This is a genomic window from Streptococcus mitis, assembly GCF_013305725.1.
Lineage (GTDB): Bacteria > Bacillota > Bacilli > Lactobacillales > Streptococcaceae > Streptococcus > Streptococcus mitis_BO.
In genome coordinates, this window is sequence record NZ_CP047883.1 from 529366 (window position 1) to 542371 (window position 13006).

At 39.7% G+C, this 13006-nt stretch carries 12 protein-coding genes and 1 other annotated feature; of the genes, 11 read left to right on the top strand and 1 reads right to left on the bottom strand.

From position 1 onward, the window contains the following. The first annotated feature begins 5 nt into the window (after nt 1–5). The 11 genes from M594_RS02770 (at nt 6) to ileS (ending at nt 11748) form a co-directional block, all read left to right on the top strand. Nucleotides 6–1379, top strand: coding sequence for a UDP-N-acetylmuramoyl-tripeptide--D-alanyl-D-alanine ligase (locus tag M594_RS02770; RefSeq protein WP_173875892.1), 1374 nt, complete (start codon nt 6–8; stop codon nt 1377–1379). Then, the gene (locus tag M594_RS02775; RefSeq protein ID WP_173875893.1) at nt 1366–1977 is read left to right on the top strand and encodes an NUDIX hydrolase N-terminal domain-containing protein; all 612 of its coding nucleotides are present in this window, start codon (nt 1366–1368) and stop codon (nt 1975–1977) included. The genes M594_RS02770 and M594_RS02775 overlap by 14 nt, the downstream gene beginning before the upstream one ends. 90 nt (nt 1978–2067) lie before the next feature. After that, complete coding sequence (locus M594_RS02780) at nt 2068–2772, top strand: TIGR02206 family membrane protein (protein WP_173875894.1); 705 nt, start codon at nt 2068–2070, stop codon at nt 2770–2772. Between the two features lie 214 nt (nt 2773–2986). Then, on the top strand, nt 2987–4366 hold the full coding sequence (ftsA, locus tag M594_RS02785; protein WP_033688313.1) for a cell division protein FtsA: 1380 nt from the start codon (nt 2987–2989) through the stop codon (nt 4364–4366). 17 nt (nt 4367–4383) lie between these two features. Beyond that, nucleotides 4384–5640 carry a cell division protein FtsZ gene (gene ftsZ / locus M594_RS02790; protein WP_000144256.1) on the top strand — a complete coding sequence of 419 codons (1257 nt, stop codon included), beginning with the start codon at nt 4384–4386 and terminating at the stop codon, nt 5638–5640. Between the two features lie 4 nt (nt 5641–5644). Further along, nucleotides 5645–6316 (top strand): YggS family pyridoxal phosphate-dependent enzyme, encoded by a 672-nt coding sequence (locus M594_RS02795; protein ID WP_173875895.1) that lies wholly within the window; start codon nt 5645–5647, stop codon nt 6314–6316. Nucleotides 6317–6325: 9 nt separating this feature from the next. Next, nucleotides 6326–6859, top strand: a complete 534-nt coding sequence (locus M594_RS02800; protein ID WP_049491094.1) for a cell division protein SepF — start codon at nt 6326–6328, stop codon at nt 6857–6859. Further along, nucleotides 6859–7122: a YggT family protein gene (locus M594_RS02805; protein ID WP_000576496.1), complete on the top strand. Its 264-nt coding sequence runs from the start codon at nt 6859–6861 to the stop codon at nt 7120–7122. Before M594_RS02800 ends, M594_RS02805 begins: the two co-directional genes overlap by 1 nt. After that, nucleotides 7119–7904, top strand: coding sequence for an RNA-binding protein (locus M594_RS02810; protein WP_173875896.1), 786 nt, complete (start codon nt 7119–7121; stop codon nt 7902–7904). The genes M594_RS02805 and M594_RS02810 overlap by 4 nt, the downstream gene beginning before the upstream one ends. Nucleotides 7905–7912: 8 nt before the next feature. Further along, nucleotides 7913–8698 (top strand): DivIVA domain-containing protein, encoded by a 786-nt coding sequence (locus tag M594_RS02815; protein ID WP_173875897.1) that lies wholly within the window; start codon nt 7913–7915, stop codon nt 8696–8698. After that, nucleotides 8699–8910, top strand: a binding site (T-box leader). It begins immediately after the preceding gene. Nucleotides 8911–8955: 45 nt separating this feature from the next. After that, on the top strand, nt 8956–11748 hold the full coding sequence (gene ileS, locus M594_RS02820) for an isoleucine--tRNA ligase (protein WP_173875898.1): 2793 nt from the start codon (nt 8956–8958) through the stop codon (nt 11746–11748). 231 nt (nt 11749–11979) lie between these two features. Here ileS and M594_RS02825 read toward each other — a convergent pair whose 3' ends face one another. Then, complete coding sequence (locus tag M594_RS02825) at nt 11980–12771, bottom strand: DUF4037 domain-containing protein (RefSeq protein WP_173875899.1); 792 nt, start codon at nt 12769–12771, stop codon at nt 11980–11982. Nucleotides 12772–13006: the final 235 nt, after the last annotated feature.

The following is a 13006-nucleotide window of genomic DNA, read 5'->3' on the forward strand; positions in this document are numbered from 1 at the left end:
TAGAAATGAAATTAACAATCCATGAAGTGGCTCAAGTTGTAGGAGCTAAAAATGACATCAGCATCTTTGAGAACACCCAGTTAGAGAAGGCTGAGTTTGACAGTCGTTTGATTGCGACAGGGGACTTGTTTGTGCCCCTCAAAGGTGCGCGTGACGGTCATGACTTTATCGAAACAGCTTTTGAAAATGGCGCTGCTGCAACCCTGTCTGAGAAAGAAATCGAGAATCATCCCTATATTCTAGTAGATGATGTTCTGACTGCCTTTCAGCAACTAGCAACCTACTATCTTGAAAAAACGACTGTTGATGTCTTTGCGGTTACGGGTTCAAATGGCAAGACAACGACCAAGGATATGTTAGCTCACTTGCTATCAACAACCTACAAAACTTACAAAACACAAGGCAACTACAATAATGAGATTGGTCTTCCTTACACAGTTCTCCATATGCCTGAAGGAACAGAAAAGTTGGTCTTGGAGATGGGGCAGGATCACTTGGGCGATATTCATCTCTTGTCTGAATTGGCTCGTCCAAAAACAGCCATCGTGACCTTGGTTGGAGAAGCCCATTTGGCTTTTTTCAAAGACCGTTCTGAAATTGCTAAAGGAAAAATGCAAATTGCAGACGGGATGGCATCTGGTTCCTTGCTTTTAGCCCCAGCTGACTCGATTGTAGAGGACTACTTGCCAACTGATAAAAAGGTAGTTCGTTTTGGGCAAGGGGCAGAGTTGGAAATTACCGACCTGGTAGAACGTAAGGATAGCTTGACCTTTAAGGCCAATTTTTTGGAGCGAGCTCTTGATTTGCCAGTAACTGGCAAGTACAATGCCACCAATGCTATGATTGCATCCTATGTTGCCCTACAAGAAGGAGTTTCAGAGGAGCAAATTCGTCAGGCCTTCCAAAATCTTGAATTGACGCGTAACCGTACCGAGTGGAAGAAAGCAGCTAATGGAGCAGATATCCTTTCAGATGTTTACAATGCCAACCCAACTGCTATGAAGCTGATTTTAGAGACTTTCTCTGCCATTCCAGCCAATGAAGGTGGCAAGAAAATTGCAGTGTTAGCGGATATGAAGGAACTTGGTGAACAGTCTGTTCAACTTCATAATCAGATGATTTTGAGCTTTTCTCCAGATGTGCTGGATACCGTTATTTTCTACGGAGAAGATATTGCTGAATTAGCCCAATTGGCCAGTCAAATGTTCCCAATTGGCCACGTTTACTACTTCAAGAAAACAGAAGACCAAGACCAATTTGAAGACCTAGTCAAGCAGGTTAAAGAAAGCCTTGGAGTCAATGACCAAATCCTACTCAAAGGCTCTAACTCTATGAATCTAGCCAAGTTGGTAGAAAGTTTAGAAAATGAAGCCAAGTGATTTTGTTAAGTATCTGCAAAGAATGCTTGCCCTTACAGATACTGGCTTAACCTTTACAAAAGATCCTTTTGACCGTGAGCGCTATGAAGACTTGCGAAGTCTGTTATCTGAAATGTTGAATCAAGCATCAGACCTTGATGCCGAAGAAGTGGCAGAAGTTTTGAAGCCAACTTCCGCTTATGCAACTCCGTTAATGGACGTCCGTGCTTGGATTGTTGAGGACGAAAAGATTTGTCTGGTTAGGGGACAAGGAGAGAATGATTGGGCTTTGCCAGGTGGCTTTGGTGAGGTTGGTTATTCTCCAACAGAAAATATTCTCAAGGAAATTGAAGAAGAAACCGGTTTTGAAGCTAAAGTAGAAAGACTACTAGCTGTTTTTGATACAAATCGTTTCCAACTACAGAGCAATCAATATGCAAAGTTTGTTTTTGAATGTAAGCTTCTTGATGGACAATTCCAAGAAAATCAAGAAATTGCTGACCTTCAATTTTTTGCAATTGACCAACTACCGAACTTATCTGAAAAACGCATTACCAAGGAGCAAATAGAGATTCTTTGGCAGGTTTATCAAGGTCAGAGGGAGCAATATCTTGACTAAGAAGATGATTATCGTATTTCTAAATCCATTTTTGACAAATAGCATGGTATAATAATATGCAGGAAAATTTTGAATCATGAGGAAGACTAGATGAATTTATGGGATATTTTCTTTACTACCCAAGCAACAGAACCACCCAAGTTTGACCTTTTTTGGTATGTTAGCCTATTTACGCTCTTAGCCTTAACCTTTTTTACAGCCTATCGCTATCGTGAAAAGAAGGTTTACCAACGATTTTTCCAAATCTTACAGGCAGTTCAGTTGATTCTACTTTATGGTTGGTATTGGGTCAATCATATGCCGCTGTCAGAAAGTTTACCTTTTTACCATTGCCGTATGGCTATGTTTGTGGTGCTCTTGCTTCCTGGTCAGTCTAAATATAGGCAGTATTTTGCACTACTAGGAACATTTGGGACATTAGCAGCCTTTGTTTATCCAGTGCCAGATGCCTATCCTTTCCCACATATTGCGATTTTATCCTTTATCTTTGGGCACTTAGCTCTCTTGGGGAACTCTTTGGTTTATCTCTTGAGACAGTACGATGCACGATTGTTGGATGTGAAGGGAATTTTTCTCATGACCTTTGCTCTAAATGCCTTGATTTTTGTGGTCAATTTGGTAACAGGTGGAGATTACGGATTCTTGACAAAACCGCCATTGGTTGGAGACCATGGCTTAGTAGCTAATTATTTAATCGTTTCTCTAGCCTTGTCAGCGGCGATTACGTTGACAAAGAAAATTTTGGAACTATTTTTAGAACAAGAAGCAGAAAAAATGATTACAAAGAAAGCTTAGAAATGAGCTTTCTTTTTTTCATAAATCTGATTTTTTATAACTTGTTTGGAAAATAAAAAAATTTGATGAGCGAATGTGAAAAAATGGTAAGTAAATTTAGGAAAAACTAAGCACGATTGGATTTTTTGTGTTATAATATTCTGTGAATAGCTATGCCCTGTTTTAGCTATATTGAATAGAAGTTTGAAACTTGGAAGAGAGAGGATGCGATGTAATGGCTAGAGATGGTTTTTTTACAGGCTTAGATATCGGAACCAATTCGATTAAGGTGTTGGTTGCCGAGCTTAGAAATGGTGAACTAAATGTAATTGGTGTAAGTAATGCCAAGAGTAAAGGTGTAAAGGATGGGATTATCGTTGATATTGAAGCAGCAGCAACTGCTATCAAGTCAGCTATTTCCCAAGCAGAAGAGAAAGCTGGCATTTCAATCAAATCAGTGAATGTTGGTTTGCCTGGAAATCTTTTGCAAGTAGAACCAACTCAAGGAATGATTCCAGTTACATCTGATACAAAAGAAATTACAGATCAAGATGTTGAAAATGTTGTTAAATCAGCCTTGACAAAGAGTATGACACCAGATCGTGAAGTCATTACGTTTATTCCAGAAGAATTTATCGTAGATGGTTTCCAAGGTATTCGTGACCCACGTGGTATGATGGGGGTTCGTCTTGAAATGCGTGGTTTACTTTACACAGGTCCACGTACTATTCTTCACAATTTACGCAAGACAGTTGAGCGCTCAGGTGTTCAGGTTGAAAATATTATTATTTCACCATTGGCTTTGGTTCGTTCAGTCTTGAACGAAGGAGAGCGTGAATTTGGAGCTACTGTGATTGATATGGGAGCAGGTCAAACAACTGTTGCTACAATCCGTAATCAAGAACTCCAGTTTACAAATATTCTTCAAGAAGGTGGAGATTATGTCACAAAAGATATCTCTAAAGTCTTGAAGACTTCACAAAAACTAGCTGAAGGATTGAAATTGAACTATGGTGAAGCCTACCCTTCACTTGCAAGCAATGAAACCTTCCAAGTTGAAGTGATTGGTGAAGTAGAGCCTGTAGAAGTTACAGAAAGCTACCTAGCAGAGATTATTTCAGCTCGCATTAAACACATTTTTGAACAAATCAAACAAGAGTTGGAAAGAAGACATTTGTTGGATCTTCCAGGTGGGATTGTTCTGATTGGTGGAAATGCTATTTTACCAGGTATTGTAGAACTTGCACAGGAAGTATTTGGCGTTGGTGTTAAACTTTACGTTCCAAATCAAGTTGGAATCCGTAATCCTGCCTTCGCTCATGTGATTAGCTTGTCTGAATTTGCTGGTCAATTGACTGAGGTGCATTTATTAGCGCAACGAGCAGTCAAGGGTGAAGATACTTTGCGTCACCAACCAATTAATTTTGGTGGGATGATTCAACGCGTTACGCAGGTAGCACAACCGACCCCTATTCAACCAGTTCAAAATACTGAGGTAGAGCAGTCAGCTTCTACGAACGTAGTTGCTCCGAAAGAAGATAAAGTATCTTCTCAAAATAAACCAAAAATCGCAGATCGTTTCCGTGGCTTAATCGGAAGCATGTTTGATGAATAAAAGAGGAAAAATAAACTATGACATTTTCATTTGATACAGCAGCAGCTCAAGGTGCAGTTATTAAAGTAATCGGTGTTGGTGGAGGTGGTGGTAACGCCATTAACCGCATGGTTGACGAAGGTGTTGCAGGCGTAGAATTTATCGCAGCAAACACAGATGTACAAGCTTTGAGTAGTACAAAAGCTGAGACTGTAATTCAGTTAGGCCCTAAATTGACTCGTGGTTTGGGTGCTGGCGGTCGACCTGAAGTTGGTCAAAAGGCAGCTGAAGAAAGCGAAGAAGCCTTGACTCAAGCTATTACTGGAGCAGATATGGTCTTCATTACTGCAGGTATGGGAGGTGGCTCTGGTACTGGTGCAGCTCCTGTTATTGCCCGCATTGCTAAAGATTTAGGTGCTCTTACAGTTGGTGTTGTGACACGTCCTTTTGGTTTCGAAGGAAGCAAACGTGGTCAGTATGCTGTCGAAGGAATCAATCAACTTCGTGAGCATGTAGATACTCTATTGATTATTTCAAACAACAACTTGCTTGAAATTGTTGATAAGAAAACTCCACTTCTTGAAGCTCTTAGCGAAGCAGATAACGTACTTCGCCAAGGTGTTCAAGGGATTACTGACTTGATCACAAATCCTGGTTTGATTAACCTTGACTTTGCCGATGTGAAAACAGTTATGGCAAATAAAGGAAACGCCCTAATGGGTATCGGTATCGGTAGTGGTGAAGAACGTGTGGTAGAAGCAGCTCGTAAGGCAATCTACTCACCACTTCTTGAAACAACTATTGACGGTGCTGAGGATGTCATCGTCAACGTTACTGGTGGTCTCGACTTGACTTTGATTGAGGCAGAAGAAGCTTCAGAGATCGTCAACCAAGCTGCTGGCCAAGGAGTGAATATCTGGCTCGGAACATCTATCGATGAAAACATGAAAGATGAAATCCGTGTTACAGTTGTGGCAACTGGTGTTCGCCAAGATCGTGTTGAAAAAGTTGTTGGTCATGCACCAAGACAAGCTGTTCGTCATGAGCAAGCAAGTCCTAGCCATGCACACAATCATAATCGTCACTTTGATATGGCTGAAACTGCAGAAATTCCAAGTCCAGCACCTCGCCGTACAGAAACTTCTCAAACTTCAGCATTTGGTGATTGGGACTTGCGTCGTGAGACAATTGTTCGTCCGACTGATTCAGTTGTATCACCAGTTGAACGTTTCGAAGCGCCATCTTTACATGATGAGGATGAATTAGACACTCCTCCATTTTTCAAAAATCGTTAAGTAAATGAATTTGAAAGAAAATACAGAACGTGTTTTTCAACAAATAAAAGATGCAAGTCAACAGTCAGGAAGAGAAGCCAATTCTGTTTCGGTTGTTGCTGTTACAAAATATGTAGACGTACCGACAGCGGAGGCTTTGCTTCCGCTAGGTGTGCATCATATTGGTGAAAATCGTGTGGATAAATTTCTTGAGAAATATGAAGCTTTAAAAGATAGAAATATTACCTGGCATTTGATTGGAACCTTGCAAAGACGCAAGGTCAAAGACGTCATTCAGTATGTTGATTATTTTCACGCTTTGGATTCATTAAAGCTAGCAGAGGAAATTCAAAAAAGAAGTGACCGAGTTGTTAAGTGTTTCTTACAAGTAAATATCTCAAGGGAAGAGAGCAAACATGGTTTTTCAAGGGAAGAACTATTAGAGCTCTTGCCAGAATTGACCACCTTAGATAAAATTGAATATGTCGGCTTGATGACCATGGCTCCTTTTGAAGCTAGTAGTGATGAGTTGAAAGAAATTTTTAAAGCTACGCAGGATTTGCAACTAGAAATTAGAGAAAAACAAATTCCCAATATGCCAATGACGGACTTGAGTATGGGTATGAGTCGTGACTACAAGGAAGCGATTGAATTTGGCTCAACATTTGTCAGAATTGGTACAGCATTTTTTAAATAGGAAAGAAATATGTCTTTAAAAGATAGATTTGATAAATTTATAGATTATTTTACAGAAGATGGAGAAGATGTTGGTACTGCATACCAGTCTAAAGCTGAAGAGCCGATTGTGACTCCAGTCCCTTCTGTTCAAGAGTTGCCTCAACAAGCTGCTAGTACGCCATCTAAAGATAAAAACATCACTCGTCTTCATGCCCGTCAACAAGAGTTGGCTATGCAAAGTCAACGTTCTACTGATAAGGTGACAATTGATGTTCGTTATCCACGTAAATACGAAGATGCCACAGATATTGTTGATTTATTAGCTGGTAACGAAAGTATTTTGATTGATTTCCAATATATGACAGAAGTTCAAGCACGTCGTTGTTTGGACTATCTGGATGGGGCACGTCACGTTTTAGCTGGTAACATGAAAAAGGTAGCATCTACTATGTACCTGCTGACACCAGTTGATGTTGTCGTCAATATTGAAGATATCAAAATTCCAGATGAATCACAAAATGGTGAATTTGGCTTTGATATGAAACGTACGAGAGTAAGATAATGATCTTTCTCATTCGTTTTGTTCAAAATGCAGTGGATATCTATTCACTGATTTTAATCGTGTTTGCTCTGATGTCTTGGTTTCCCAATGCTTATGAATCACGTCTTGGACGCTTGATTATTAGTTTAGTGAAACCGATAGTAGCTCCCTTGCAACGTTTACCCCTCCAGATTGCAGGTCTTGATTTGTCTGTCTGGATTGCGGTATTACTAGTTCACTTCCTAGGGGAACAGTTGATTCGACTTTTAGTGATCTTTCTATGAACAAGATGATTTATCAACACTTTTCTAAGAATGATTCGTCTTTTATTGATAAGGGAGTAGAATGGATAAAAAAGGTAGAAGATTCTTATTCTCCTTTTTTAACACCCTTTGTAAATCCCCATCAAGAAAAGATTTTAAAGGTGCTAGCATCAACCAACGGCATCTCCTATATGAGCAGTCGGCAGTTTCTTGAAACTGAATATGTACGAGTTCTACTGTATCCTGATTATTTTGAGCCAGAATTCTCTGATTTTGAACTTTCCTTGCAAGAAATTGTCTACCCTAATAAGTTTGAACGCTTAACGCATGCAAAAATATTAGGGACTGTTTTAAACAAGCTGGGAATTGATAGGAAGCTATTTGGTGATATCTTAGTCAACGAAGAGAGGGCACAGATTATCATTAATCGACAGTTTATGCTCCTTTTTCAAGACGGCATGACGAAAATTGCTCGTTTACCGGTTCGTCTAGAAGAACGGGATTTTACTGAGAAAATTGCTACAGTAGAAGATTATCAAGAATTAGATATTTGTATTGCTAGTTCTAGATTAGATGTTTTTCTAGCAGGTGTCTTAAAGCTGTCTAGAAATCAGGCAAGTCAGTTAATTGAAAAACAGGCAGTCCAAGTTAATTACCATTTAGTTGAAAAATCAGATTATGCAGTTCAAGTTGGTGATTTGATTAGTGTGAGGAAATTTGGTCGATTGAAACTTGTTAGAGATAATGGGCAAACAAAAAAAGATAAAAAGAAATTAACGGTCCAATTGTTATTAAGTAAGTGAGGAAAAATATGCCAATTACATCGTTAGAAATCAAAGATAAAACCTTTGGTACAAGATTTAGAGGTTTTGATCCAGAAGAAGTTGAAGAATTTCTTGAAATTGTTGTTCGTGATTATGAAGATTTGGTTCGCTCTAATCATGATAAGGATTTACATATTAAGAGTTTGGAAGAGCGTTTGTCTTACTTTGATGAGATGAAAGATTCTTTGAGTCAATCAGTATTGATTGCTCAAGATACGGCAGAGCGTGTAAAACAAGCTGCTCAAGATCGTTCTAATAATATTATCCAACAGGCAGAACAAGATGCCCAACGTTTGCTTGAAGAAGCAAAATATAAGGCTAATGAGATCTTGCGTCAAGCTACTGATAATGCCAAGAAAGTTGCTGTTGAGACTGAAGAATTGAAGAACAAGAGCCGTGTCTTCCACCAACGTCTCAAATCTACAATTGAGAGTCAGTTAGCAATTGTTGAATCATCAGATTGGGAAGATATTCTGCGCCCAACAGCAACTTATCTTCAGACAAGTGATGAAGCATTTAAAGAAGTTGTTGGTGAAGTTCTTGGTGAGTCAGTATATTCACAGCCAGAAGAAGAACCAATCGATATGACTCGTCAATTTACACCTGAAGAAATGGCTGAGTTACAAGCTCGAATTGAGGCTGGTAATAGAGAATTAGCTGAATTTGAAGCTCAACAACATCATTATGTGGAAGAACATTTAGAGCCAGTTGAAGTCGAAGGCCCTTCATCGAATGAGGAAGATACAAATAAAGAATCTGTCCTTATCTTATAATGAATAGTGATATGTGAGAACAATATCTTATCCTTATATTTCCAGCGAGCAGGAGATGGTGTGAGTCCTGTAATCCCTATTGATAAGATTATCCTCTCAAAAACTCAAGTCTGAAGCTAGTAAGATTTGACGTTCCCCACGTTACGGGAAAAGAGGGAGAAAGACTAGATCTTTTTCCGAACAAAGGTGGTACCACGATTTTCGTCCTTTTTGGCAGTCGTGGTTTTTAATTTGTTATTATTTATAAAGGAGATACCATGAAACTCAAAGATACCCTTAACCTTGGGAAAACAGCTTTCCCAATGCGTGCAGGCCTTCCTACCAAAGAGCCAGTTTGGCAAAAGGAATGGGAAGATGCAAAACTTTACCAACGTCGTCAAGAATTGAACCAAGGAAAACCTCATTTCACCTTGCATGATGGCCCTCCATACGCGAACGGAAATATTCACGTTGGACACGCGATGAATAAGATTTCAAAAGATATCATTGTTCGTTCAAAATCAATGTCAGGTTTTTACGCACCATTTATCCCAGGTTGGGATACTCATGGTCTGCCAATCGAGCAAGTTTTGGCAAAACAAGGTGTTAAACGCAAAGAAATGGACTTGGTTGAGTACTTGAAACTTTGCCGTGAATACGCACTTTCTCAAGTAGATAAACAACGTGAAGACTTTAAACGTTTGGGTGTTTCTGGTGACTGGGAAAATCCATATGTGACGTTGACTCCTGACTATGAAGCAGCTCAAATCCGTGTATTTGGTGAGATGGCTAATAAAGGTTATATCTACCGTGGTGCCAAGCCAGTTTACTGGTCTTGGTCATCTGAGTCGGCTCTTGCTGAAGCGGAGATTGAATACCATGATTTGGTTTCAATTTCTCTTTACTATGCCAATAAGGTAAAAGATGGCAAAGGTGTTCTAGATACAGATACTTACATCGTTGTCTGGACAACTACTCCATTTACTATCACAGCTTCTCGTGGTTTGACTGTTGGAGCGGATATTGATTACGTCTTGGTTCAACCTGCTGGTGAAGCTCGTAAGTTTGTGGTTGCTGCAGAATTGTTGACTAGCTTGTCTGAGAAATTTGGCTGGGTTGATGTTCAAGTATTGGCAACTTACCGTGGTCAAGAACTCAACCACATCGTAACAGAACACCCCTGGGATACAGCTGTAGATGAGTTGGTTATCCTTGGTGACCATGTTACAACTGATTCTGGTACGGGTATTGTCCATACAGCCCCTGGTTTTGGTGAGGATGACTATAATGTTGGTATTGCTAATGGTCTTGAAGTCGCAGTGACTGTTGACGAACGTGGTATTATGATGGCCAATGCTGGTGCTGAGTTTGAAGGTCAATTCTATGAAAAGGTAGTTCCAACTGTTATCGAGAAACTTGGTAACCTCCTTCTTGCCCAAGAAGAAATCTCTCACTCATACCCATTTGACTGGCGTACTAAGAAACCAATCATCTGGCGTGCAGTACCACAATGGTTTGCCTCAGTTTCTAAATTCCGCCAAGAAATCTTGGATGAAATTGAAAAGGTTAAATTCCACTCAGAATGGGGTAAAGTCCGTCTTTACAATATGATCCGTGACCGTGGCGACTGGGTTATCTCTCGTCAACGTGCTTGGGGTGTTCCACTTCCTATCTTCTATGCTGAAGATGGTACAGCAATCATGACTGCTGAAACGATTGAGCATGTAGCTCAACTCTTTGAAGAACATGGTTCAAGCATTTGGTGGGAACGTGATGCCAAAGACCTCTTGCCAGAAGGATTTACTCATCCAGGTTCACCAAATGGTGAGTTCAAAAAAGAAACTGATATCATGGACGTTTGGTTTGACTCAGGTTCATCATGGAATGGAGTTGTGGTAAACCGTCCTGAGTTGACTTACCCAGCAGACCTTTACCTAGAAGGTTCTGACCAATACCGTGGTTGGTTTAACTCATCACTTATTACATCTGTTGCCAACCATGGCGTAGCACCTTACAAGCAAATCTTGTCACAAGGTTTTGCCCTTGACGGTAAAGGTGAGAAGATGTCTAAATCTCTTGGAAATACCATTGCTCCAAGCGATGTTGAAAAACAATTCGGTGCTGAAATCTTGCGTCTTTGGGTAACAAGTGTAGACTCAAGCAATGACGTGCGTATTTCTATGGATATCTTGAGCCAAGTCTCTGAAACTTACCGTAAGATTCGTAATACCCTTCGTTTCTTGATTGCCAATACATCTGACTTTAACCCAACTCAAGATTCAGTAGCTTACGATGAGCTTCGCTCAGTTGATAAGTACATGACTATTCGCTTTAACCAGCTTGTCAAGACCATTCGTGATGCTTATGCAAACTTTGAATTCTTGACAATCTATAAGGCATTGGTGAACTTTATCAACGTTGACTTGTCAGCCTTCTACCTTGATTTTGCCAAAGATGTTGTTTATATCGAAGGTTCAAAATCACTGGAACGTCGTCAAATGCAGACTGTTTTCTATGACATTCTTGTGAAAATCACCAAACTCTTGACACCAATCCTTCCTCACACAGCAGAGGAAATCTGGTCATATCTTGAGTTTGAAGCTGAAGACTTCGTTCAATTGTCAGAATTGCCAGAAGCAGAAACTTTTGCTAATCAAGAAGAAATCTTGGATACATGGGCTGCCTTCATGGACTTCCGTGGACAAGCTCAAAAAGCCTTGGAAGAAGCGCGTAATGCAAAAGTAATTGGTAAATCACTTGAAGCTCACTTGACAGTTTATCCAAACGAAGTGGTGAAAACTTTACTTGAAGCAGTAAACAGCAATGTAGCTCAACTTTTAATCGTGTCTGAATTGACCATCGCAGAAGGACCAGCTCCAGAAGCTGCCGTTAGCTTCGAAGATGTATCCTTTACAGTTGAACGCGCTGCAGGTGAAGTATGTGACCGTTGCCGTCGCATTGACCCAACAACAGCAGAACGCAGCTACCATGCAGTCATCTGTGACCACTGTGCAAGCATCGTAGAAGAAAACTTTGCAGATGCAGTCGCAGAAGGATTTGAAGAGAAATAATATTGAAAAGTCTAGGGAAAACTCAATTTGAGAAGAAAAGACAACTAATCTTATAGACTATAAAACGCATTGTATCACGTTTTTGAACATCTGATATGATGCGTTTTTATCATGTTTGTACCTTTTTGTCCTGCTCTTGTTTCAATCAACTCTACACCGTTATATATTGTGGAAATTCAAAAAGCTCATGATTCATCTGAAAAGAAGATTTCATGAGCTTTTATTGTAATTCTAAATAGATTCATTAATCAAGTGTTTGAGATTTAATAGGAGATGCTCTAAAGTTAGGACTGTTTTCTCATACTGATCTAGCTGGTAGAGATTTTGAAAATAGTCTTGGATATCGTCTTCAAAATATTGCGGTAGATGAGAGCAATTGTTTTTTGCGTACTGGAGCATGCGTTTTTCTCCTGGATGGAGCTGCTCATTGAAGGCAAAGAGCAAATCGAAATAAGAAGCGAAAAACTCGCTACTGCGGTGGTTGATGCTGAGTAAGTCTTTGCGTTTGAGGGCTTTTTTGATTTGTCTTGAAAAAGCTGGCATAGCTTGGTCGAGAAGTAGGAATTGCTTGTTGATGATATTCTTTTTCAGCTCAGCTGGATAAGGAAGATTATACTTTTTCTGGAGGGCAGCATAGTGACCATCTCGATCGTAGAGAATCTTACTGTTGAGCAGATTGTACCACATACAAGTAGTGTAAGAATTCTGGGCTTGGTGCTCTAAAACTACGACCTGTAAATCTTTGTCAAATTCGTCTAGAGAGCGGTAAATCAGCTCAATCTCGATACCATTATTGAGAATACAATCATCCTCCAATTCCCAAAATTGATTGCCGATTTCCATGTAGGAGCAGTATTTACTGAGAATTTCTTTTCGGATGTCTGGCGAGAGGGGAGCACTGAGATAGACATATACATCATAGTCAGAGTCTTTGTCAAAATCTTGTCCAGCTCGTGATCCTCCTAGAGCTAGTGCCTCTACTTGCTCCAGTTGAGTCAATTCTTTAAAGAGATGTTGTGGCATAATATTAACCTTCTTTATTTTTTGACATCATTCTAACAAAAAGTAAGGAGACTAGCAAGAGTGAAATGGAAATTTCTTACTACATATTTACTGATATTTGTTCAAAGCAACCCTACTGCCAAACAGCTAAATTTCCAAACTAAGTTCCACCGCTAATTCAATATGTTTTGTTATAGTGGACCGCATTTCTAACTCAATCGTCTTACACTTAATTCCACCATAAAATCCGTTTTAG